The 19,782-nt window shown below is 51.4% G+C and carries 30 protein-coding genes and 1 pseudogene; 15 read left to right on the top strand and 16 right to left on the bottom strand.

Going from position 1 to position 19,782, the window contains the following annotated elements; all coding sequences use genetic code 11:
* Positions 1-73: 73 nt before the first annotated feature.
* The 8 genes from AC5LIL_RS03410 to AC5LIL_RS03375 form a co-directional block, all read right to left on the bottom strand.
* A complete protein-coding gene (locus AC5LIL_RS03410; protein ID WP_012727166.1) occupies positions 74-826 on the bottom strand; it encodes an iron ABC transporter ATP-binding protein in 753 nt (250 codons plus the stop codon).
* Positions 823-1,881 (bottom strand): iron chelate uptake ABC transporter family permease subunit, encoded by a 1,059-nt coding sequence (locus AC5LIL_RS03405; protein WP_499824902.1) that lies wholly within the window; start codon positions 1,879-1,881, stop codon positions 823-825. The genes AC5LIL_RS03410 and AC5LIL_RS03405 overlap by 4 nt, the downstream gene beginning before the upstream one ends.
* Positions 1,878-2,882 carry an ABC transporter permease gene (locus tag AC5LIL_RS03400; RefSeq protein WP_427372371.1) on the bottom strand — a complete coding sequence of 335 codons (1,005 nt, stop codon included), beginning with the start codon at positions 2,880-2,882 and terminating at the stop codon, positions 1,878-1,880. Before AC5LIL_RS03400 ends, AC5LIL_RS03405 begins: the two co-directional genes overlap by 4 nt.
* A gap of 9 nt (positions 2,883-2,891) precedes the next feature.
* Positions 2,892-3,902: a siderophore ABC transporter substrate-binding protein gene (locus AC5LIL_RS03395; RefSeq protein WP_499824901.1), complete on the bottom strand. Its 1,011-nt coding sequence runs from the start codon at positions 3,900-3,902 to the stop codon at positions 2,892-2,894.
* Positions 3,903-4,133: 231 nt separating this feature from the next.
* Positions 4,134-4,352: a hypothetical protein gene (locus AC5LIL_RS03390; RefSeq protein WP_499824900.1), complete on the bottom strand. Its 219-nt coding sequence runs from the start codon at positions 4,350-4,352 to the stop codon at positions 4,134-4,136.
* Positions 4,353-4,463: 111 nt separating this feature from the next.
* Complete coding sequence (locus AC5LIL_RS03385; protein ID WP_499824899.1) at positions 4,464-4,757, bottom strand: hypothetical protein; 294 nt, start codon at positions 4,755-4,757, stop codon at positions 4,464-4,466.
* A 5-nt stretch (positions 4,758-4,762) separates the two neighbouring features.
* Complete coding sequence (locus AC5LIL_RS03380) at positions 4,763-5,050, bottom strand: hypothetical protein (protein WP_499824898.1); 288 nt, start codon at positions 5,048-5,050, stop codon at positions 4,763-4,765.
* Complete coding sequence (locus tag AC5LIL_RS03375) at positions 5,047-5,613, bottom strand: zinc dependent phospholipase C family protein (RefSeq protein ID WP_499824897.1); 567 nt, start codon at positions 5,611-5,613, stop codon at positions 5,047-5,049. The genes AC5LIL_RS03380 and AC5LIL_RS03375 overlap by 4 nt, the downstream gene beginning before the upstream one ends.
* Positions 5,614-5,729: 116 nt before the next feature.
* Here AC5LIL_RS03375 and AC5LIL_RS03370 point away from each other — a divergent pair, with 116 nt between their 5' ends.
* The 5 genes from AC5LIL_RS03370 to AC5LIL_RS03350 all read left to right on the top strand — a co-directional run bounded on the left by AC5LIL_RS03370 (position 5,730) and on the right by AC5LIL_RS03350 (position 7,768).
* Complete coding sequence (locus AC5LIL_RS03370) at positions 5,730-6,257, top strand: TetR/AcrR family transcriptional regulator (RefSeq protein WP_499824896.1); 528 nt, start codon at positions 5,730-5,732, stop codon at positions 6,255-6,257.
* Position 6,258: 1 nt separating this feature from the next.
* Entirely contained in the window at positions 6,259-6,567 is a 309-nt protein-coding gene (locus tag AC5LIL_RS03365) for a DMT family transporter (RefSeq protein WP_499824895.1), read from the top strand.
* 11 nt (positions 6,568-6,578) lie between these two features.
* Positions 6,579-6,911, top strand: coding sequence for a DMT family transporter (locus AC5LIL_RS03360; RefSeq protein WP_012727175.1), 333 nt, complete (start codon positions 6,579-6,581; stop codon positions 6,909-6,911).
* Complete coding sequence (locus tag AC5LIL_RS03355; RefSeq protein ID WP_499824894.1) at positions 6,908-7,267, top strand: nuclear transport factor 2 family protein; 360 nt, start codon at positions 6,908-6,910, stop codon at positions 7,265-7,267. Before AC5LIL_RS03360 ends, AC5LIL_RS03355 begins: the two co-directional genes overlap by 4 nt.
* Before the next feature lie 69 nt (positions 7,268-7,336).
* The gene (locus AC5LIL_RS03350; RefSeq protein WP_499824893.1) at positions 7,337-7,768 is read left to right on the top strand and encodes an NAD-dependent epimerase/dehydratase family protein; all 432 of its coding nucleotides are present in this window, start codon (positions 7,337-7,339) and stop codon (positions 7,766-7,768) included.
* Here AC5LIL_RS03350 and tnpB read toward each other — a convergent pair.
* A complete protein-coding gene (tnpB, locus tag AC5LIL_RS03345) occupies positions 7,717-8,808 on the bottom strand; it encodes an IS200/IS605 family element RNA-guided endonuclease TnpB (protein ID WP_499824892.1) in 1,092 nt (363 codons plus the stop codon). The genes AC5LIL_RS03350 and tnpB overlap by 52 nt on opposite strands.
* A gap of 208 nt (positions 8,809-9,016) precedes the next feature.
* On the opposite strand from tnpB, the pseudogene AC5LIL_RS03340 reads away from it, so the two are divergent.
* Together AC5LIL_RS03340 and AC5LIL_RS03335 are read left to right on the top strand one after the other, a co-directional pair.
* A pseudogene (locus AC5LIL_RS03340) lies at positions 9,017-9,358 on the top strand (short chain dehydrogenase); the annotation flags it as partial.
* 118 nt (positions 9,359-9,476) lie between these two features.
* A complete protein-coding gene (locus tag AC5LIL_RS03335) occupies positions 9,477-9,941 on the top strand; it encodes a hypothetical protein (protein WP_499824891.1) in 465 nt (154 codons plus the stop codon).
* Between the two features lie 41 nt (positions 9,942-9,982).
* Here the strand turns inward: AC5LIL_RS03335 and AC5LIL_RS03330 are convergent, their stop codons facing one another.
* Genes AC5LIL_RS03330 through AC5LIL_RS03320 form a run of 3 tightly spaced genes read right to left on the bottom strand, consistent with a single transcriptional unit; the run spans position 9,983 to position 11,817 of the window.
* Positions 9,983-10,345 carry a VOC family protein gene (locus tag AC5LIL_RS03330; RefSeq protein ID WP_499824890.1) on the bottom strand — a complete coding sequence of 121 codons (363 nt, stop codon included), beginning with the start codon at positions 10,343-10,345 and terminating at the stop codon, positions 9,983-9,985.
* Between the two features lie 3 nt (positions 10,346-10,348).
* Positions 10,349-11,116 (bottom strand): ABC transporter permease, encoded by a 768-nt coding sequence (locus AC5LIL_RS03325; protein ID WP_074035973.1) that lies wholly within the window; start codon positions 11,114-11,116, stop codon positions 10,349-10,351.
* On the bottom strand, positions 11,116-11,817 hold the full coding sequence (locus tag AC5LIL_RS03320; RefSeq protein WP_074036296.1) for an ABC transporter ATP-binding protein: 702 nt from the start codon (positions 11,815-11,817) through the stop codon (positions 11,116-11,118). Before AC5LIL_RS03320 ends, AC5LIL_RS03325 begins: the two co-directional genes overlap by 1 nt.
* Before the next feature lie 142 nt (positions 11,818-11,959).
* Between AC5LIL_RS03320 and relB the strand changes: the two genes are divergently transcribed.
* Together relB and AC5LIL_RS03310 are read left to right on the top strand one after the other, a co-directional pair.
* Positions 11,960-12,184, top strand: a complete 225-nt coding sequence (gene relB, locus AC5LIL_RS03315; protein WP_498388111.1) for a type II toxin-antitoxin system RelB family antitoxin — start codon at positions 11,960-11,962, stop codon at positions 12,182-12,184.
* Positions 12,181-12,450 carry a type II toxin-antitoxin system RelE family toxin gene (locus AC5LIL_RS03310; RefSeq protein WP_499824889.1) on the top strand — a complete coding sequence of 90 codons (270 nt, stop codon included), beginning with the start codon at positions 12,181-12,183 and terminating at the stop codon, positions 12,448-12,450. Before relB ends, AC5LIL_RS03310 begins: the two co-directional genes overlap by 4 nt.
* A gap of 167 nt (positions 12,451-12,617) precedes the next feature.
* On the opposite strand, the gene AC5LIL_RS03305 is transcribed toward AC5LIL_RS03310, so the two are convergent.
* Positions 12,618-13,334: a GntR family transcriptional regulator gene (locus AC5LIL_RS03305; protein WP_214694104.1), complete on the bottom strand. Its 717-nt coding sequence runs from the start codon at positions 13,332-13,334 to the stop codon at positions 12,618-12,620.
* 173 nt (positions 13,335-13,507) lie between these two features.
* Between AC5LIL_RS03305 and AC5LIL_RS03300 the strand changes: the two genes are divergently transcribed.
* The 5 genes from AC5LIL_RS03300 to AC5LIL_RS03280 are packed head-to-tail and all read left to right on the top strand — an operon-like array spanning position 13,508 to position 17,450.
* Positions 13,508-14,827, top strand: a complete 1,320-nt coding sequence (locus AC5LIL_RS03300) for a 6-phospho-beta-glucosidase (RefSeq protein ID WP_499824888.1) — start codon at positions 13,508-13,510, stop codon at positions 14,825-14,827.
* Positions 14,824-16,143: a PTS sugar transporter subunit IIC gene (locus tag AC5LIL_RS03295; protein WP_499824887.1), complete on the top strand. Its 1,320-nt coding sequence runs from the start codon at positions 14,824-14,826 to the stop codon at positions 16,141-16,143. The genes AC5LIL_RS03300 and AC5LIL_RS03295 overlap by 4 nt, the downstream gene beginning before the upstream one ends.
* 29 nt (positions 16,144-16,172) lie before the next feature.
* Complete coding sequence (locus AC5LIL_RS03290) at positions 16,173-16,472, top strand: PTS sugar transporter subunit IIA (RefSeq protein ID WP_224862777.1); 300 nt, start codon at positions 16,173-16,175, stop codon at positions 16,470-16,472.
* On the top strand, positions 16,469-16,762 hold the full coding sequence (locus AC5LIL_RS03285; RefSeq protein ID WP_214694114.1) for a PTS sugar transporter subunit IIB: 294 nt from the start codon (positions 16,469-16,471) through the stop codon (positions 16,760-16,762). The genes AC5LIL_RS03290 and AC5LIL_RS03285 overlap by 4 nt, the downstream gene beginning before the upstream one ends.
* Positions 16,731-17,450 (top strand): carbohydrate deacetylase, encoded by a 720-nt coding sequence (locus AC5LIL_RS03280; RefSeq protein WP_499824886.1) that lies wholly within the window; start codon positions 16,731-16,733, stop codon positions 17,448-17,450. Before AC5LIL_RS03285 ends, AC5LIL_RS03280 begins: the two co-directional genes overlap by 32 nt.
* A gap of 34 nt (positions 17,451-17,484) precedes the next feature.
* Here the strand turns inward: AC5LIL_RS03280 and AC5LIL_RS03275 are convergent, their stop codons facing one another.
* Positions 17,485-18,045, bottom strand: coding sequence for an AAA family ATPase (locus tag AC5LIL_RS03275; RefSeq protein ID WP_499824885.1), 561 nt, complete (start codon positions 18,043-18,045; stop codon positions 17,485-17,487).
* 133 nt (positions 18,046-18,178) lie between these two features.
* Between AC5LIL_RS03275 and AC5LIL_RS03270 the strand changes: the two genes are divergently transcribed.
* Positions 18,179-19,354: a hypothetical protein gene (locus tag AC5LIL_RS03270; RefSeq protein WP_499824884.1), complete on the top strand. Its 1,176-nt coding sequence runs from the start codon at positions 18,179-18,181 to the stop codon at positions 19,352-19,354.
* Between the two features lie 11 nt (positions 19,355-19,365).
* Here the strand turns inward: AC5LIL_RS03270 and AC5LIL_RS03265 are convergent, their stop codons facing one another.
* Positions 19,366-19,530, bottom strand: coding sequence for a hypothetical protein (locus AC5LIL_RS03265; RefSeq protein WP_214816856.1), 165 nt, complete (start codon positions 19,528-19,530; stop codon positions 19,366-19,368).
* Positions 19,531-19,549: 19 nt separating this feature from the next.
* The gene (locus AC5LIL_RS03260) at positions 19,550-19,774 is read right to left on the bottom strand and encodes a hypothetical protein (protein ID WP_499824883.1); all 225 of its coding nucleotides are present in this window, start codon (positions 19,772-19,774) and stop codon (positions 19,550-19,552) included.
* Between the last annotated feature and the right edge of the window lie 8 nt (positions 19,775-19,782).

Raw genomic sequence — 19,782 nt, 5'->3', positions numbered from 1 at the left:
GTTTTATGTAACCGAAGTACTGGAAATACTGCAGTTTAAAGTCACCGTTGTACAGCGATTCAATTCCAATGGCTCAGTACACCGCAATCGGCCCATACGGCCCTTCAATGATTTCGAGTTTCGTCTCAAAAATATCTGATAAAATCTTTGCGTCCATAATCTCATCGACCGTTCCGAATGCAGCGATTTGTCCGTCCTTCATCGCACAAATCCGATCCGAATATTTCGCCGCGAAATTGATATCATGGAGCACCGTGACAATCGTCCGACCAAACTCGTCCGCGACGTGGCGCAAATATTCCATCATCTGCACTGAACGAGCGATATCTAGGTTATTGAGCGGCTCATCGAGGAGGACGTATTCCGTTTCCTGACAGAGTACCATCGCCACATATGCACGCTGACGCTGCCCACCTGACAGTTCGTCGAGATAGCGATTCTCGAGAGCGGTTAAGTCGAGGAAGTCGATATATTTCGAGATGATCGCCTCGTCCTCTTTCGTCAATCTTCCTTTTGAATACGGGAATCGACCGAATCCGGCGAGTTGTCGAACCGTGAGCCGCGTCACGAAATGGTTCTCTTGACGAAGAATCGTGATGATTTTCGCCAAGTCTTTTGACTTCGTGCTTGATACATCCATCCCGGCAACTTGAATCTGTCCCTCGTCTAAGTTGAGTAACCGTCCGATCATCATGAGCGTCGTCGATTTGCCTGCCCCGTTCGGTCCAATGAGTGAGGTGAACCCGGCTTTCGGGATGTCGAGCGTGAGCGGTCCGATGTGGACGTCGTCTGTATACGATTTTTTGACTTGTTCGATTTGAATCATAGCGACCTCTTCCTTAGAATGACGGCCAAGAAGATGAGTCCCCCGAACAGTTCGATGATGACGGAGACGACACTTGGCGTCTGGAATATGTGATACATAAAGAAATACGCGCTCGTCAGGACGAAGAACCCTAGGACGAACGCCATTGGGAAAACGTATTTATGATCATACGTCGAGGCGACCTGATAGCTGAGCGTCGCGACTAAAAATCCGAAGAACGTGAGCGGTCCGATGAGTGCCGTCGACACCGACATGAGGAGTGAAATCAGGACGAGCGTATAGATGACGCTTCTCCGATGATTCACGCCGAATGTCGTCGAAACGTCCTTACCGAGCGCCACGATATTGAGTCGGTTCGAAAACAGGAACAACAGCGTCCCGGCGATGACAACGATTGGAATGACGATGGGAAAGTAGGCCACGTCGGCATTCGTCACCGATCCAAACAATCGTGCTTGCAAGATATCGAACTCGGACGGTGCGAGCATGCGGCGCATGAACGACGACACTGAGTTCAGTCCCGTCCCGATGATAATTCCAACGAGCAACATAAGCTGAAGATTGGCGTACTTCCCCGATAAGAGCCATCCGTATAAGAGAAGACTCATCGTCACCATGAGCCCGACCTGTGTCAAGAAGGCGCCAGTTCCCGAGAATCCGATCAACGCCCCTGCCCCGAAGAAGAACACCATGCTCGTCTGGATCGTCGAATAGAGCGCGTCGAACCCGAGAAGCGATGGCGTGATGATACGGTTGTTCGTCACGGAGTGGAATGCGACCGTCGCAAGACTTTGGCACAGTGCCGCGATGAGCATCGTCACGATGGCGACGATCCGCCGTTCGACGACCGGAACGAATGACGGCGAATCGACAGAGACCGGATTTTTGTAAAGGAGAAGGCCGAGCGCGCACAAGAGTCCCCCGAGAATAAAAGAACTTAAAAAGAGCCAGTAGCGACGTGCCGCTCGTTTCGATTGAAACGCAGAAGCATGACGTTCTTCTGTCAATGCCCCGACTTTCACTTCAACAGCATCTCGTTCAATGACTGTACTCATCGAACCCCTCCCTTCTTACGTTGCCGCAATAGAATCATGATGAAGACGAACGCACCGACCGTTCCGAGAATAAGCGAGACGGGGAGTTCGAACGGCATGATGATTGTCCGCGAGATCAAGTCACTCACGAGAATCGCACCCATTCCGACAAGACAGACCCACGGCAGATTGCTGCGTAAATCATCTCCACGAAACATCGAAACGAGGTTCGGGACGATGAGGCCAAGGAACGGTAAATTCCCGATGACCGTCGCCACGACCCCGACCGACAAGGCGATGAGTCCGGTCGCAATCATCATCAATTGGTTATAGTTCACACCGAGACTCGTCGCGATGTCTTCCCCGAGCCCTGCTAGCGTCAAGCGGTTAGCCAGCAGAAAGATGAGCACCGTCACGACGATGATGACCCACAAATATTCATAACGCCCGATTTGTACCGAAGCGAACGACCCGACGAACCAGCCCTCGATCGCCTGACTGGCTCGAAAGAATAGACCGAGGAACGTCGAGATGGCAGAGATGACCGCCCCTAGCATAAGTCCGATAATTGGGACGATGAGTGACGAGCGGAGTTTGACCGAACGTAAGAACCAGAAGAACACCATCGTTCCGATGAACGAAAAGACGATTGCTCCCGTCATGCGCATCATGAGGCTCGGTGCCGGAACGAGCAAGTACACGGTAAGTAAGCCTAACCCTGCCCATTCAAGCGTCCCCGTCGTCGTCGGTTCGACGAGTCGGTTTTGCGTGATGAGCTGCATGACGAGTCCCGCCATCGCCATCGCCGCTCCCGTCAGCATGAGCGCGACCGTACGAGGGACGCGGGTGATCCAAAACATATCGAAGCCGTCTGTCCGTGATAAGTCATATACGCCTGTGAAGAGCGACAGCACCGCCAAACCGAGGACGATGATCACGGTGAATACGAACGACTTCGTCCACAATTTAGAAAAGGAGGGCTGAGACATCGTCTCAACCCTGGCTGTCAACGGTTTTTGCATAACGAAACCTTACTTCGTGAGTGCTTCCGAGACACTGTTGAAGAATTCCGAATACGTTTGAATCGATTCGTTTAAGTACGTGTCTTTCGGCGCATAAACGATTTGGTCTTCCGTCACAGCCGTCGTCTTTTGAAGGGCAGGTGCGTTATCGATGACGTCCTCTGCCGGTACCGCTCCTTCTGCGTCACCAAGTGGCGCGTCACGGTCTAAGACGAACAACCAGTCTGGGTTGCTTTCCGCGATGGCTTCAACAGATACTTCGTCGCCTTCGTGGTCACCTGACGTCTTCTCGACTTCAAGGGCCGGTACCCATCCGAAGATGTCGTACATCGGTCCGAACACGCGTCCCGTCACCGGTGCTGAGAATCCAATGTCGCCGCCCGATACGATGACAGACATGATTGTGTCTTCTCCGTTATACGCTGCTTTTGCATCTTCGATTGACTTGTCGAGGTCAGCGACGATTTGTGCTGCATCTTTGTTCTTGTCAAAGATTTGACCGAGCGTGAGTGTCGTGTCTTTCAATCCTTTAACCAAGATCTCACCCGGTGTCCCTGTATCTTCTGGGATCTCAATGTTCAAGTCGATGACCGCTGCTTCTGGTACTAACTTTTTGATGTCTTCGTAGTAATCCGCGAAACGTTGACCTACGATGACGACGTCCGGGTCCACTCCCGCAATCGCCTCTAAGTTCGGTTCAAAGTGCATACCGACGTCTGCGATGTCTTTGTCTGATGCGTATGGTGACTCAGCTGGAAGGAGTCCGATTGGTGCCGCAACCAAGTCAATGTCCCACGCTGCTAATGTTTCGAATGTACGGTTATCAAGGGCAACAACTTTCTCTGGATTAACCGGTACCTCGATTGTGCCGTGCGCATCTGTAATCTCGACTGTCTCTGTTTTTGTTGCACCGTCGACGTTCTCTTCTTGCTTCGTCTCACTCGTTCCGCCACATGCGGCGAGTACGAAGACGAGTAACGTCAACATGAGTGAAAGTTTTAATTTCCCCACTTCATCCATCTCCTCTGTATGTAAGTTTCAATGATTCTTCCACCAAAAAACGAGTCATGTTGGTTATGTATGTCTCTTTTTCTTTCTCGTTATCAGTGATAATGATTATCATTGTCGTTTTCATCAAGTAGCATAACAAACAAAAAAAGGATACGCAACGTCAAATTGTAAAGATTCGGATAGGAAAAATTTTCTTTCTATAGAGAGCATAAAAAAAGAAAATGGAAAGCATCCATTTTCTCAAATCAAATAATAAAGTAGACCATCTGTGAAACAGTCGAGAACGTCGAGTAACGTGAAGAAGAGCGCAGCAATCAGATAGATGATTTGTTCATCTCGTTCCAAGCGTCTCCACATGAACAGCAGAATCACCAATCCGATTGGTCCAAAAATCAGACAACCAATCAAGAACGGGACTGTTTGAGCCACAAAAGGTAATTTTTTCTCGTTTTCAGTCATTCAACTCACGCCTCCGAGATTCCGTTCGCCAACAGCAACAGGAAAATCCAAATCGAAAGCGGAATCATTAATCCGAGTGTCGCAAAGAAAGTGAAAAATTCACTTTCAAAGTTACTCATTGTCATCACGATTTCGTTTTCGATTGAGAATGATGTACGTGACGAATAAGACGAACGTATACGTCGCTGAAAAGATCACGATACTCAACAATCCGTCCGGTATGAGTTTCCTGATGAAGAACAACGAAAACACGACCGAGAAAAACAAATACGGTCCTCGATTGTCAGTCGGCGTGTCTCGCCAGTAAATGATCAAGATGAGAAGCGCGAGCGGACCGCAAAGGGCATACAACATAAAAAACGGAACGCGGCGCATTAGAAACGGAATGTTCTTCGGTTCGTCCATCTGACTCACGCCTCCGAGATCCCATTCGCCAACAGCAATAAGAAAATCCAAATCGACAATGGAATCATCAATCCAATCGTCGCAAGCAACGTGTAGATTTTAATGATTCGATCCTTCGTGAACAGACCCCAAATCAACGTGACGAACAAGGCGATGTCAATCGCGAGATATATCCAGATGACCGTCATCAACTCAAGGTTCGGAAACACTCGACCGTTCAAGGTGAAGAAGGTGATCACCGTCACGATAAAGAGTCCGAGCATTGCGTAGAGTGGTGCGTATCGCTTGTTCATACGAGCATCGCCCGCTTCCGTTTGACCATCTCCAGGCAGCGGCGGACACACGTATCGACATAGCCATCGAACTGGTGCGGGAGGAACATCGTATACGTCCCCTCCTCCGTCATCGCTGCGTCCCGCTCGACTTTTTCGACCAGTTCCACAAACTTCGGATTCCCTTTCAAACGTTCAAAATTGAAATCCCCTAGTCGTTTCGACAGACGAGCATTATACGCATCAAAGTCCGCATAATAGGCTGCCTGTTTCTCTGGACTCTGTGTGATGACTTCCTTCAGCCAACTTTTATAAAACCCTTGCAACCATATCTCATCCGCGACGAGGTGCGCGTAATAGCCGAGTCGATACGAGAAGTCTTCCTCCTTGCTGTCAATCCAATATTGGGACAGATCCAAACGACGAGATAAATCATCATGGCGTCCTGCGTAGTAATGGGATGCCTCTTTTTCTGTCGTTGCATCCGGTGCAAGACTTCCAAGCAAAAATGCGACCTCATCCACCTCCGACAACGCTGGTAACATCTCATTCGCGATGACGAGATGCATCAAATGTGAACCCATGTCACGCCCCCCTTTTCCCTGATTATTCCATCAACGTTCTATCTCGACAACCCCTCGTAAATTTTGATAGACTAACTTTACTGAACGGTCAGTAAAGTATAGAGAGGTGTGATCGGATGAGTAAAAAACAATTGTTGCTACAGATTGCCGCCCAGATGATTCGAGAGGACGGAATCAGTCAGTTGTCGCTCGAACGATTGGCGACGAAAGCAGGAATCACGAAAGCCGGGGTCCTCTACCATTTCGACAGCAAGGCCAACTTATTGCGCCAGATGAACGAGCTCGCCATCGAGACGTTCGAGAAACGAATCACCGCCCATCTATCGAACGGTCCATATTCGTTCACCCGCGCCTATGCCCTCGCGACATTGGAGGATGTCGATCATGGAGATATGGACCTTGTCGCCGTCTTCATCTCCTCACAAGAGGATGCGACGAGCGAGTCGATTTGGAGTGCCGTGTCGACCGGTTGGGACGAGCGATTTTCTGCAGATGGACCGGACCAGGATGCGATTTTGAAACTTCGTCTCCTCTGCGACGGCTTTTGGTTCGCCGTTCTGTATGGGTATAGTGAATCGTTCAAGGACCGTGCGGCGACACTCATTCGGGAGGCATGTGGCGAGTTGGTTCAAGGAGGATTGTAATATGGGATTCATCTATTTGATCGGGGCCATCGCCTCGGAACTGTTCGGGTCGAGCATGTTGAAAGTGAACGCCACCTCGACGAGCCGACTCCCGATTCTCGGGGTCGCCTTCGGTTACGGGACGGCGTTTTATCTCTTATCGCTCGCCCTCTTCACCATTCCGCTCAGTTTCGCGTATGCGTTTTGGAGCGGGGTCGGGACGGCACTCACGGCGGTGATCGGTTTCGTCGTCTTCCGGGAACAAATCAGTCGTCAAAAAATTGCGGGGATTGGGCTCGTCATCACCGGGCTCGTCTTGATGAAAGTGTGAGGTGAATCGGAATGAAAGCCTATCTTTTACTGTTCTTTTCTATCGGATTTGAGGTACTCGGGACGTCGATGTTGAAACTGTCGGATGGATTCACGAATCTCGTGCCGAGTGTCATCCTCTTGGTCAGTTTCGCCGCCTCGTTCACCCTTATGGGCATCGTGTTGAAGACGATCCCCCTCAGTATCGCCTATAGCATCTGGGCCGGACTCGGGACCGTGGCGACGGGACTCATCGGGGTGTTCGTGTACGGGGAAGTTCTCTCGGCATTGAACGGAATCGGTCTGTTGTTGATCGTCCTCGGCGTCATCGTCATGAATCAACGAAGAGAGGAAGTCGTGACATGAACGAGTTGGCAAATCATCTTCAAACACTGGAAGAAGCGTTATTGACGACGGAAGTCAGGCAGTCGACGGAGCGATTGCGTGAACTGTTAACCGACGACTTCTTTGAAATCGGTAGCTCGGGACGGTTGCTGTATCAAGATTGGGATCAGACGACACTCCAGCTCGACCCGATCGAGGCGGAGTTATCCGAATTCACGCTGCATCCGTTGACGGAAGATCACGTTTTGGTGACGTACCGTCTCGTTCAACCGAAACTAAATCGTGTGACACGTCGCAGCTCGATTTGGGTATTCGTGGACGGACGTTGGAAGATGCGATTCCATCAAGGCACAGTCGTCCCACCGAAGGCAACTTGATTGCCGAACGTCCTCGCCATCCGCTACTCTGAAATGGAATCTCAGCGTGACGAAAGGGGCAGTTTCTTTATGAAAATTTTACTCGTTGGGGCAAGCGGTACGGTCGGTCAGGCCGTCGCAAAAGAGTTGGAGAAAACACATACAATCATCCGGGCTGGGCGTAACGGGGCGGACGTGCAAGTCGACCTCACCTCAGAAGACAGCATCCGCCAGATGTATGAGACGGTCGGGCGCGTCGACGCGGTCATCAGCACGGCGGGCAGCACGCATTTCGGTCCACTTTCCGAGATGACACCAGCGGATAATCAGAAGAGTATCGACAGCAAGAGTGAACTACTCGCCACTTATTTGCTTCGCAAATTGAAGTGGAAGCTTCTTGGGAAGACCGTGCTCTCACCAGCCACGGTTATGGACCAAGCTCGTTGGGCAGTCCCTGCCCTGAAGGATTGTCAGTCGGCCAACATCAACAGGTTGATGCTCGCGTTGATGTCACGGTCATGATGAACACCGCAATGAGTGCACGTCCATTCACGGACATCCATCGCCTTCTTCTCGCCTTTTACGCCGCAAGTGGAGCAGATTTGAGTCGATGCGAACCATTGATCCGCCTTGATGAGCGTCCGTCCGTAGAAGTTTGATTTGTACTCGAGTTGACGGACGAACTCGTACCAACTGACATCTGCAATCGATTTGGCGACCTTGTGGTTTTGCATCATGTCCTTCGACTTCAATGTCTCCACGACGATGACTTGATTCTCGTCAACGATCCGTCTCGACAGTTTGTGAAGGAAGTCCTTGCGTTGGTTGGCGATCTTTTCGTGTTTCTTGGCCAAAAGTAACTTGGCTTTTTCACGATTCTTGCTTCCGATCTTCTTTCGTGACAAAGCTCGCTGCGCCTTCTTGACCTTTGCTTCGGACTTCCGGAGGAGTCGGGGGTTGTCAATCTTCTCCGAGACCATCGCGTCGTTCGTCATGACGGCGAAGTGCTCCAGGCCAAGATCAATCCCGACCTTGTTCTCGGCTGGGATCCATGGTTCATCGTCCTGTTCGACAAGGAGGGAGACAAAGAACTTGCCTGTCTTGGTCATCGACACCGTCGCCGACCGGATGACGCCCTCGAACGGGCGATGTTGTGTGAACCGCACGAACCCGACCTTCGGCAGACGGACCTTGCCCGCCTCGATGCGGATCGTGCCATGCTGGTTGTTCGTCGTGTAGGAGGCGCGCGACCGCCGTCTCGATTTGAACACCGGGAAGCCGCCCGTCCCGGCGAAGAACTTCGCGAACGCGTTGTCGAGGTTCAGCTTCGCGTTCGCGAGCGCGAGGCTGTCCGACTCGGCGAGGAACGGGAAGAGGGGCTTGTAGGAGGCGGGTGTCGCCGGTTTCCGTCTCGTTCCGCTCCCCGTTTTCGCCTCCTCGCGGATGGCGATCCGGTCCTCGAGCAGCTTGTTGTAGATGAACCGGGCGCAGCCGATCGTCCGGACCAGGAACTCGGCCTGTGCAGGCGTCGGGTGGAGCCTGTATTTATAGCCTTTCAGCATGTCCGTCCCTCCTCCCTCCAGAAGATCGTGATGTGTCCTCCTCGTCCGATACCCGTGGAGGGGGAGGACGAATCTGACGGAATCACGAACTTTTGTTCGTTATATCTGTCACAGGGAGAGAAGAGTTTTGGACCGGGCGATTCATCCCCCACCTACGCCGGGCTTCGCTCCGAGACGCTTAGAGGAGGGAGAATTCTCGCCTGATTTAGTCAAAGGACAGGTCAACCTCGTCCTTCTCGGGCTCGATTATGTGAACGATGGTGGTAGCTTTACACTGACGAGCGGGATTTTGATGGACGACCCCATCAAAGAAGGCGCATCGGCGGCACTCGCGAACGGGGCCATCAAAGGATTCGTGACCGGTGCGGCGATTGAGATGCCACGGGGCATCCGCATCAACAAGGTCAGTCCGAACGTCCTCGTTGAAGCACTCGATGCGTATGGTCCTTATTTCCGTGGTTACGAGGCGGTACCGGGTGAACGGGTCGCCCTCGCCTATGTGAAGAGTGTCGAAGGCGCGCAGACTGGACAAACGTACGAAGTGTATTAACCTTGAAGCATCTCCTCAGGAGGTGCTTTTTTCGTACCTTGCACTTTATTTTGTCTCCCTCGTCCGGAAGATTCCGCTATACTCGGGGCATCTTATGTCCGAGAAAGGTTGAAGTTTCATGAAAGACAAAACGTTTCGCGCCCTTTATCACATCCCCCCTTCTTTCGTCGAACATCCGCTCCAAAAGCGCGCCCTACAGGCAGTCCGTCGTACTCAAGAATCGATGGTCGAGGTCATCTTCCGCGTCGGTGGGTTCGGCACGTATGATGTGAGTACGATCACCTTTTTTGAGAGGGGCACCGTCCTTCGTCACATCGAGCGGTCCGACCGATCCATCACCGAGCCCTTTGAATTCGAATACTATGAGGGCGAGGAAGCGAAACAGATGCGTGTCGCGTTTCATCTGCTTGGAACGAATTGGTGGCCAACCGTTTTCGAAGAACTGGAAGGGGTTCGCACGCTAGACGGTACGCAGTGGAGCCTTAGCGTATACACGAACGGGACACTCATTCACGAGCATCATGGGAGTAACGCCTATCCGTCCGAATGGGAGCACGTGACTCGCCTGTTCGGTATTTCTTGAAGAACGACAAAGGGAGCATCCGCGTAGGATACTCCCTTTCGTCAAAGTGCTTGAATCATTTCGACCCGATTGCCGAACGGATCCCGGAACTCGAATCGATCGAATCCTGGGATTGGGATGCCTTCAGAGTATACAATCTCGTTTTCTGTGAGGGCCGCCTTCCAATGACCTAAATCTGTCACAGCATACGCGATGTGTGCTTTCGTCTTCTGTCGTTCGACGCCGTCCTCAGTCCCGACATGAACGGAACGGTCGCCGACTTGAAGCCAAAATCCACCGCGCCCTTTCAGTGAGTCCGGTTTCTCAATTTCACGTAAACCGAGAAAGTCGCAGTAGAACGACTTCGCCTCTCGTTCCGCTCCAGTTGGAATCGTGAGCTGTACATGATGAATCCCTGTGATCATGCTTCATTTCCCCTTCCGATAGGTCAATCCGATATACTGCATCTTCTCGTTAAACAGGCGTGGATACGCCAAGTAACCAACGAGTGTCGCCGAGATGGAAGCAGTCGTCAAAATCAAGAACAGAATCAAGAGTTGGTACAGCACCGCTTCCATCGGATCAGCCCCACCGATGATGAGACCACTCATCATTCCCGGTAGCTGGACGAGCCCCATCGTCTTTTGTGCCTCCACGGTCGGAATCATGCTCGTGCGAATCGCATTCTTCAAGCTGCGGTCGATGGCCACTTTCGGTGTCCCGCCTAGCGAGAGGATGAGTTCGATGACGTCATCACTCCGCTCGACCTCGTCTTTAAACTTATTCAGGAAGAGCAGCGACAACACCATGCTGTTCCCGATGACCATCCCGCTGATTGGAATGACCTTCTCCGGTTCAAACGGGATAATGCCGAGCCCGAGCATGAGACCCATCGTCAGCGCTTCGATCGTCACGAGCGTCAGGACGATGATCCACATGATACCCGGAATCCCGTCCCCTTTCCGTCGGATATTCTGTGTCGCGGCGACAATCATGAGTAAGATCATCAACAGCATGAAAATCGGACTGTCGCTCTCAAAGACGAACGTCAAAATATAGCCGATGATCAGCAGTTGAATGATGGAACGGACGGTCGCAATGATAATATCTCGCTCGAGTCCGAGTCGTAGGACGAGCGTCAAGGCAAGCGGGATGACTACGAAGATGAGCGCTGTCGCGAGTTCAATGTATGACATCAATCTTCCCCCCTGACGAATTGTTGGATGACCGGATCGTCCGATTCATCAATGAACGATGCGTCCCCATACGCAAGCAGTTCCCCGTCTTTCAAGAACCACATGTCGTCACTCACCCGCCGCGCCTGGTCTAAGTCATGGGTGATCCAGATGACGGTCACGCCATACGATTGTTGCAGTTTTCGGATGAGTCGCTCGATTTCTTTCACCGTCCGATAATCGAGACTCGCCGTGATTTCATCGAGCAAGAGCACGTCGGGTTTATTGACGAGTGTACGGGCGATGGCGACCCGACTTCGTTCCCCGCCCGACAGTGATTTGACGGGTTGGTCAAGGAGTGCCTCACTCAAATCGACGCGATGGAGCAACTCGGCAGCCCGGTCGCGGTCGAGTGTCTCGTCGAAGATGGCTTTCGGAAGATTCAAGTTGTCGTACACTGTCCCTTGAATCATCGGCGCGCTTTGGAACGCCATCCCGATTTTTTTTCGTAGCTCGAGGATGTTCATCTCCGCGATGTCTTCCCCTTTGAAAAGAATCGTGCCTGTGTCTGGTGAAAGCAATCCATTGATATGCTTCAGACACGTCGTCTTGCCGGCGCCGCTCGGTCCGACGAACGTCGTGATTCGCCCTTCCCGAAACGTCCCGGACACATGGTGCAGGATGTCTTGATGACTCACATCTTTGAATTCAATGATTGACATGCTTCTCTCGCCTCCTGGTTCTAGTGTACAAAAAAGAGAGGATGAGGTGGTCAAGAATGCAAAATCATTCAAACGTACTCTGTTACTCACTGTACAAATCCACCTTTTTGTAATACAATGTAATACAAAGGGAGGCGATTTTATGGGAACTATTTCAGTTCGCTTAGATGAAGAAGATGCAAGACTTATTCGAGAGTATGCAAAAACAAAAAATTTAACCTTGTCTACACTTGTCAGAGACGCCGTTTTGGAACGGATAGAAGATGAGCTTGATTTGAAACTTTATCACGAAGCAATGAAAGCCCATAAAAAACAACCTGAAGCCATCTCATTTGACGATATGATGAAGGAATTGAATGCTGAATGAAGACTTATCAAGTCTTGTTCGAGCACAGCGCTCAAAAGAAGCTAAAGAAAATGGATCCACAGCAATCAAAAATCATTATGGCATGGATTAAGAAAAATTTAGTTGGTACTGATGATCCACGACGTCATGGAAAGGGCTTAGTTGGAAATCACTCTGGTGAATGGCGCTATCGTATCGGAGATTATCGCTTAATCGCTGATATCCAAGATGAAAATATTATCATTCTTATTCTAGAAATTGGACATCGAAGAGATATCTATTCGTAATATCTATTCGTAATATCAATTTCTCTTTTCTTATCTTCCACTCCTCTTCTAAATTATTTCTTTCAAAACATAATCATCTCAGACCAAAATGACCATGATTCTTTTCGTTACAGGTGAAACAAACAAAGCGCCCGAACGTTTCCATACGAAACGGTCGAGCGCTTTTGTTAGTTATAATTCCGTTCGATGACGAAGCTCGTCTTGTCCCCACGGAAGTACGAACGTGAATATTCAATCGCTCGTCCCGACTCATCCTCTGTCACCGTCTCGATATGGAAACATGGTGACCCGAGTGGGCAGTTGAGGAGGGTACTCACCTTCTCGTCAGCAAGGGCAATCTCCAATGCCTCCGTCGTCTTCGCGACATGGACATCGTGGACTTCAGCGAGTGTTCGGAAAAGCGAATGCTCCGCCTGTTCTTTCGTGATCCCCGGTGCAATCTTCCACGGGATGAATGAGACCTCATACTGTGTCGGTTCCCCGTCCGCATGACGAATCCGCTCAATTTTTTGAATCGGCGCATTGTCTTCTGCTTCGAATACCGAAGCGATTTGACCGGACGCCGAGATGACGGAGATGTCGATCAACGCGACCTGACCACGCTTTCCTTGAACAGCAAGCTGGGCCGCATAGTTGTTCGGTGTATACGACAACGTCTGTTGTACTTTCTTTCCGGCGACGAACGTGCCGCGACCTTGTTGACGGACCAAATACCCTTCCGTCGTCAACTGATTGAGGGCGCCACGCACCGTCGTTCGGCTCACATCGAACTCCTCGCAAAGCGCGTACTCGGTCGGAAATTTCTCCCCTTCTTTATAATGCCCACTTTTGATGCGGGACAACAATTCATCCTTGATTGCGGTTTGGAGCGTCGATTGCGACATATCTCCATCTCCTTTACGTTAGGTTGGTTCCTTTATTGTGATACAGCAAGCATACAATTGCAAATACAAAAAACTAATTGTATTATTTGTATTTTTATATTGCCGAAAGTTGTACTATTTGTTATATTTGTTACAACAAAAAGAAATCGCTTTCAAAAGGAGGAGTTGACACCATGGCAGTCAAGGTCGTCATCATCGGCGGTGGGTCTAGTTACACCCCGGAAATCATCGAAGGATTGATTGATCGGCAAGCATCGTTCCCCGTTCGGGAGATCGTGCTCGTCGATATCGAAGAAGGGAGGGAGAAACTAGAGATTGTCGGTCGTCTCACAAAACGGATGATTGAGAAGGCAAATGCCGAGATCGCACTCAGTTGGACGCTCGACCGAAAAGCCGCGCTCGTCGGCGCAGATTTTGTTTCGACACAGATTCGGGTCGGCGGACTTAAGGCACGTGCGCTCGATGAACGCATCCCGCTCAAGCATGGCTTCATCGGACAAGAGACGAACGGCGCAGGTGGATTATTCAAAGCGTTCCGCACAATCCCCGTCTTAATCGACTTGGCCAATGAAGTCGCCGAGATTTGTCCGGACGCCTGGCTCGTCAATTTCACCAATCCGGCGGGCATCGTCACCGAGGCCGTACTCAAGCACTCATCTCATAAGAAGGTCATCGGTGTCTGCAACATCCCGTTCAACATGCGAAACTCGGTCGCAGAGATTCTCGAGACGCCGGTCGAACGAGTCGCGATTGAATTTATCGGATTGAACCATTTCGTCTTCGGTCGTCACGTCTGGGTCGACGGCGTGGATCGGACGGGTGACGTCCTTGCCTCGCTCAACGCTGGGAACGATTACTCGCCAGCGAACATCGTCGGTCTCGGATGGAGCGAATCGTTCTTATCGTCACTCGGCATGTTACCAAACCCGTATCACCAGTATTATTTCCAGACGAAAGACGTGTTGAAAAAAGACCTCGAGGCGTACGAACAAAACGGCACCCGTGCCGAAGTCGTTCAACAAGTCGAGGCGCAGTTGTTCGAGAAATATAAAGACGTCGACCTCGCCGTCAAACCGGAAGAGCTTGAAAAACGTGGAGGCGCCTACTATTCAGACGCCGCCTGCAATTTGATGGACTCGATTCACAATGACCGTGGCGACATCCAGACGGTCAACACGCTCAACAACGGCACAATTCGGGACTTACCAGACGACGCGGTCATCGAAGTAAACGCCGTCATCACGAAGTCTGGCCCACGTCCGATCTCAATCGGGTCATTACCGCTCCCGATTCGTGGACTCATTACGAACTTAAAAACGTTTGAACAGCTCGCCATTCAGGCGGCTGTATCCGGTTCTTACGAGGACGCCTACCTTGCCTGCCTCATGAACCCGCTCATCCAAGACGAGAAACGGATCGATCCGCTTCTCAAGGAGCTGTTCACAGCGCACGAGGCGTACCTACCCCAATTTAAGAAGGAGGTCTATTCATGAACAAGTTTATTGAAATCGCGGGACGTATCGGGTCCCAAAGGCACTTAGTCGCCATCCGTGACGGGTTCGTTTCCGTCATGCCACTCATCATCGTCGGGTCGCTCGCCGTCCTCATTAACAACTTCCCTGCTGTCAACATCGGCAGTCTCTCGCTCGACTTCGTCGGCTCGATGAACAACATGTTCGGCGAAGGGAATTGGCAAGGACTCGGCGGAAGCATCTGGAACGCTTCGTTCGCCATACTCGGTCTACTGATCGCTTTCTCAATTGGGTATAACTTGGCCCGTTCGTACGGGATTGACGGACTTGCGGCGGGGATTTTGTCGCTCGCCTCATACATCATGCTCGTACCGGTCACTGCCGACTGGGGTCTCAACTTCGCATGGCTCGGTGCCCAAGGGCTCTTTGTTGCCATCATCGTGTCGATTGCCGTCACGGAAATGTTCCGCTATCTCATCAATACGAAATTGACAATCAAGATGCCAGAAGGAGTACCTGGTGGGGTCACGCGTTCGTTCCAAGCGCTCATCCCATCGATGATTATCTTGACAGTCGTCGCAGGATTCCAACTTTTCATGACGCTCGTCGTCGAACTCAGTGTGTTTGAAGTCATCTTCAAAGCGATTCAACAACCGCTCCAAGGTTTCGGAGATTCGCTTCCAGCTGCCCTTGTCATCGCATTCTTGAATCACATCCTTTGGTTCTTCGGGCTTCACGGTACAAACATTATCGGTGCGGTCATTGAACCGGTTTATCTTCCACTCATCGAACAGAACTTGGCAGCTTTCCAAGCAGGAACATCAGCGTTTGATGTCCCATACACGGTCACAAAACCGTTCTTGGATGCATTCGTCTTCATGGGTGGATCCGGTACGACGTTCGCGCTCTTGCTCGCGATCTTCATCGTCGTGCGGAAACAACGGAATCACCCATATCACCAAGTGGCAAAACTCTCGACACCAGCCAGTCTCTTTAACATCAACGAACCGGTCATCTTCGGTCTTCCAATCGTCTTGAACCCGATCATGCTCGTCCCGTTCATTTTAGTGCCGGTGACACTCACGATTGTCTCTTACGTCGCCCTCTCAACAGGGATGGTTCCGAAGACGGTCGCCATCGTTCCTTGGACGACACCACCGATCATCAGCGGATATTTGGTCACTGGCGGTAGCGTCCGTGGTGTCCTGCTACAAATCGTCAACTTGTCGATTGCGACTGCGATGTATATCCCATTCGTCATGGCAGGAGCAAGAGCGATGACAGCTGAAATCAACAAAAACAAAGCTGCAACTGAGGAAGGAGAAAAGATTTCGTGAAAACCGAAACAATCCAAGAACTCTCATTTATGATTATTCTGCACGCCGGCAATGCCCGTTCGTCGGCATTCGAAGCCATCGCTGCGGCAAAACGCGGTGAAGCGGATGAGGCGACAGCCAAATTAAAAGAAGCTGATGCGGCTTTTCTAGAAGCACATAAACTTCAGACCGAACTGTTACAAGAAGAAGCGCGAGGGGCGACGAGCGATATGAGCGTCCTCCTCGTCCATGCCCAAGACCATCTCATGACGGCGATGACGGTGAAAGAACTCGCTGTCGAAATGATTGACATGATCACCCGTTTGAATCGATTGGAGGAAACAACATGAACATCTTACTCGTCTGCTCGGCAGGTATGTCGACATCGATCTTAGTGGAAAAAATGCGAAAAGAAGCTGCGAACCGCGGAATCGACGCGTCCATTGACGCCATCCCCGAGTCTCGTTTGAAAGAACAGACGAACGTCGACGTCATCTTGATCGGACCACAAGTTCGTTACCTTGAAGGGAAGATCAAGTCGTCCGTCGACGTACCGGTCGCGGTTATTGACAATATGGCGTACGGGATGATGAAAGGTGACCTCGTCCTTGATCAGGCACTCGGTCTCGTCAATGCCTAAAACGTTCGTCCTCGTCAACGCGGATGATTTTGGATTGACGACTGGTGTGAACGCCGGCACCTTGGAGAGTCATCTGAATGGAATCGTGAATTCGGCGACAATGATTATGAACGGGTATGCCGTCGAGGAAGCCGTCCGACTCGCGAAACAGTATCCATCGCTTCGCGTCGGTGTCCATCTCGTCTTGTCATGGGGCAAACCGCTCGCCGACACGAGTGCACCCCTTACAAAAGAAGACGGCACGTTCCGCTACACGAGCCGTTTTTTGACTGAGACACCACCTGACCCGGAGCTCGTCTATCTCGAGTGGAAAGCCCAAATCGAGGCGTTTCTCGCGACAGGTCTCCCGCTCGACCATCTCGACAGTCATCACCACGTTCACGGCTGGCCGGTCCTGCATGACGTCATCATTCGTCTCGCCGAAGAATATGACACGACGTTTCGGGCCTTAACGACGCTCGGGTCGCGCCGAGACTTGTGGGTGACCGAACGGTTCAGTGATCAATTTTACGCAGATGGTGTCTCCCATGCGACGCTCGATGCCATCGAACCTGGAGGGTCCATCGAAGTGATGGTCCATCCGGCCGACCTCGACGATCATCTTCCGAGCATCACCTCTTACCTTGTGCCACGCCTCCTCGAAAAACAGGTGTTGGTCGACTATCAGCGCCCCGATTGGTGGGCATGATAAAAGCGGGTTCCCTTGTTGGGGACCCGCTTTTTCATAGGTCAAACGCTCGTTGAATCTGTGCCGCTGTCTCTTCAGGACTTAAATGGGTGTTATCGATACGGACATAATGCTCGACATCCAATTCCCCTGGACGCGAGTTCAAGCGATACATCGTCGCCGTCTGTTTCAATTCCGCCTCTGACCAAGCGATGTCACGCTTCGACGGTTTATGGGTGAGACGATTTTCGGTCGTATTGCGCGCGAGCCGCTCCTCCATCTCTGCCTCGAGCTCGACGTAGTAGATATCCGCCCCATGTGATTCGAACAAATCCGTCACTTTTCTCACGTAGTCCCAATCTTCCTGCATATCAAACGCCCAGACGAATGTGAAAATCATACCGGGCAGATCACTTTTCGCGACCGACTCGAACAGCTCTTGCCGAAACAGTTGGACGAGTCGTTTCCCTTCTGCCGTCCCGTAATTGAAGAACGGGCCGACGAGATCGATCGTCATATGGTTATGGAATAACTTGAGCCCGGTCCGGTCGGCGAGTGCCTGTCCGACGGTCATTTTACCGACGGCTTGCGGACCAAATAAGATGATGAATTTCATTGAATCTCCCCCTGCGCTTTTGACGATTTTACCACGTACGTTCGATTGGAGAAGCCTCCTAAAATATTTGTTTACCTCTTTCCAATTGAAGGAATAAGCATAACATCGAACTTTACAGAAAGAAGGTGCCCCCGTGACTTGTCCCCACTGCGGAAAGAAGACACGATCGAAAACGGTCTGTCCGACGTGTGGCCGCCGCTCACGTCGCACAATTTGGTTACTCGTCACCCCGCTCGCCATTGCACTCATTGCTTTTGCCGCCTTTATTGGAAACGCCTATTTCACGGATATGTTGCGTTCGACTGACTCGCTCGCCGATCAGGTCGACTTACCAGTTGGTGAGGATACCGTTTCTGCTGACGAAGCGACGACCGCCGATTTCGATACGTTACAAGACAGTCTCTTTAGCGTCAGTTATGGGACCGGCTTTTTGGTCAGTTCCCAGGACGTTGTCACTGCGGCCTCGAACGTAGCCGGCTTGACGAACATCATCATGTACCATGACGGACAGGCCGTCTCCGGAACAGTCGTCGGTCGTACGAGTTTGATTGCCGTTATTCGCATCGAAGAAACCGACAAAACCCCGTTCTTGCTGACGCAAGCTATCGCCGCAGAAGATGAAAACCTTATCACATTGACCATGAAGGAACGCATGAATGGTACGGTCACATTCGCAGAGAACGGCTACATCCGAAACTTTGAATTGCCACGTTATGCGTATGGTAGCCCCCTCCTCTCAGCATCCGGTCGGGTCGTCGCGATTCATTTACGAGGGATTGCCTTACCGACCGCCTTATTCGAACGAGATCTCCGCACGTTGATCGATTCAGACGTAGCCGCACCACCGCCGGTCGAACTCGCACCGGTCGAGCCGATCCGACCTGATTTGACAGAAGAACCCGCCGTCATCCCGGAAGCCCCAAGCGTTCCAGAGACGCAGCCTGAACTACCGCCAGCGACTGAACCGGAAGCACCTGCTGAAGAGAACGTCGAAGAAGAAACCGAACCGGCTACTCCTGAGGTGACACCTGAAGAACCAACAGAACCACCTACAGAGCCAGCAGAACCAGTTGATCCACCGGAAACGGAAGAGCCGATCGAGGATGACCCTCCGGTGACAGAACCAGAAGTGCCTACTGAGCCAGAGGAGCCGGTCGAACCTGAAGAGCCAGTTGAGCCAGAGGAGCCGACCACACTTGAACCAGATGGTGAAGACGACTCCAGCGTCGAGGACGACCCAGCCACGGAAGAAGATGTAATGGAAGAAGAAAATGTTGAAGAAAACGACACAAGCACACCATCCGAGTGATGGTGTGCTTGTCATTTGTCTCGCGTGAATCGTCGTTGCAGATTACCGAGCACCGCTCCGAGTCCGAGGAGCAAGATCGATAACGCCCAAAACGGCAACGCGTCTTGCAATAACCAGACGACGAGGGCACTGAAGCCGATCACCGCCCCGAGCCACAAAAAGTTACGTTGTCCCATATGGTTCACCTCGTCCTCATCATAACACATCGATGCGATACGCCGTCGTCTGCGGCGGCAGAGAACGCGTCATCTGTTCATCGTGCTCGACTCTTACATATTGACCGACAAGAAGTGGTGTTTCTTCAGGAAATGGTTCCTCTAAATGAAACACGATGCCGTCGAATGGTTCTGCCTCTCGTGACGGAGCGACACGAATCTTCCTTTCCATCACTTCTGCGATATAACCCGTGAACGTCGCCATATCATCCC

The sequence above is a fragment of the Exiguobacterium sp. RM11 genome (assembly GCF_059821525.1).
The sequence above is the reverse complement of the archived record's forward strand: the minus strand, read 5'-3'. Positions and strand labels throughout refer to the sequence as shown.

Coding starts and splice junctions, on each gene's coding strand:
- AC5LIL_RS03410 (WP_012727166.1), bottom strand. CDS start 826: ATGATTCAAATCGAACAAGTCAAAAAATCGTATACAGACGACGTCCAC.
- AC5LIL_RS03405 (WP_499824902.1), bottom strand. CDS start 1,881: ATGAGTACAGTCATTGAACGAGATGCTGTTGAAGTGAAAGTCGGGGCA.
- AC5LIL_RS03400 (WP_427372371.1), bottom strand. CDS start 2,882: ATGCAAAAACCGTTGACAGCCAGGGTTGAGACGATGTCTCAGCCCTCC.
- AC5LIL_RS03395 (WP_499824901.1), bottom strand. CDS start 3,902: ATGGATGAAGTGGGGAAATTAAAACTTTCACTCATGTTGACGTTACTC.
- AC5LIL_RS03390 (WP_499824900.1), bottom strand. CDS start 4,352: ATGACTGAAAACGAGAAAAAATTACCTTTTGTGGCTCAAACAGTCCCG.
- AC5LIL_RS03385 (WP_499824899.1), bottom strand. CDS start 4,757: ATGGACGAACCGAAGAACATTCCGTTTCTAATGCGCCGCGTTCCGTTT.
- AC5LIL_RS03380 (WP_499824898.1), bottom strand. CDS start 5,050: ATGAACAAGCGATACGCACCACTCTACGCAATGCTCGGACTCTTTATC.
- AC5LIL_RS03375 (WP_499824897.1), bottom strand. CDS start 5,613: ATGGGTTCACATTTGATGCATCTCGTCATCGCGAATGAGATGTTACCA.
- AC5LIL_RS03370 (WP_499824896.1), top strand. CDS start 5,730: ATGAGTAAAAAACAATTGTTGCTACAGATTGCCGCCCAGATGATTCGA.
- AC5LIL_RS03365 (WP_499824895.1), top strand. CDS start 6,259: ATGGGATTCATCTATTTGATCGGGGCCATCGCCTCGGAACTGTTCGGG.
- AC5LIL_RS03360 (WP_012727175.1), top strand. CDS start 6,579: ATGAAAGCCTATCTTTTACTGTTCTTTTCTATCGGATTTGAGGTACTC.
- AC5LIL_RS03355 (WP_499824894.1), top strand. CDS start 6,908: ATGAACGAGTTGGCAAATCATCTTCAAACACTGGAAGAAGCGTTATTG.
- AC5LIL_RS03350 (WP_499824893.1), top strand. CDS start 7,337: ATGAAAATTTTACTCGTTGGGGCAAGCGGTACGGTCGGTCAGGCCGTC.
- tnpB (WP_499824892.1), bottom strand. CDS start 8,808: ATGCTGAAAGGCTATAAATACAGGCTCCACCCGACGCCTGCACAGGCC.
- AC5LIL_RS03335 (WP_499824891.1), top strand. CDS start 9,477: ATGAAAGACAAAACGTTTCGCGCCCTTTATCACATCCCCCCTTCTTTC.
- AC5LIL_RS03330 (WP_499824890.1), bottom strand. CDS start 10,345: ATGATCACAGGGATTCATCATGTACAGCTCACGATTCCAACTGGAGCG.
- AC5LIL_RS03325 (WP_074035973.1), bottom strand. CDS start 11,116: ATGTCATACATTGAACTCGCGACAGCGCTCATCTTCGTAGTCATCCCG.
- AC5LIL_RS03320 (WP_074036296.1), bottom strand. CDS start 11,817: ATGTCAATCATTGAATTCAAAGATGTGAGTCATCAAGACATCCTGCAC.
- relB (WP_498388111.1), top strand. CDS start 11,960: ATGGGAACTATTTCAGTTCGCTTAGATGAAGAAGATGCAAGACTTATT.
- AC5LIL_RS03310 (WP_499824889.1), top strand. CDS start 12,181: ATGAAGACTTATCAAGTCTTGTTCGAGCACAGCGCTCAAAAGAAGCTA.
- AC5LIL_RS03305 (WP_214694104.1), bottom strand. CDS start 13,334: ATGTCGCAATCGACGCTCCAAACCGCAATCAAGGATGAATTGTTGTCC.
- AC5LIL_RS03300 (WP_499824888.1), top strand. CDS start 13,508: ATGGCAGTCAAGGTCGTCATCATCGGCGGTGGGTCTAGTTACACCCCG.
- AC5LIL_RS03295 (WP_499824887.1), top strand. CDS start 14,824: ATGAACAAGTTTATTGAAATCGCGGGACGTATCGGGTCCCAAAGGCAC.
- AC5LIL_RS03290 (WP_224862777.1), top strand. CDS start 16,173: ATGATTATTCTGCACGCCGGCAATGCCCGTTCGTCGGCATTCGAAGCC.
- AC5LIL_RS03285 (WP_214694114.1), top strand. CDS start 16,469: ATGAACATCTTACTCGTCTGCTCGGCAGGTATGTCGACATCGATCTTA.
- AC5LIL_RS03275 (WP_499824885.1), bottom strand. CDS start 18,045: ATGAAATTCATCATCTTATTTGGTCCGCAAGCCGTCGGTAAAATGACC.
- AC5LIL_RS03265 (WP_214816856.1), bottom strand. CDS start 19,530: ATGGGACAACGTAACTTTTTGTGGCTCGGGGCGGTGATCGGCTTCAGT.
- AC5LIL_RS03260 (WP_499824883.1), bottom strand. CDS start 19,774: ATGGCGACGTTCACGGGTTATATCGCAGAAGTGATGGAAAGGAAGATT.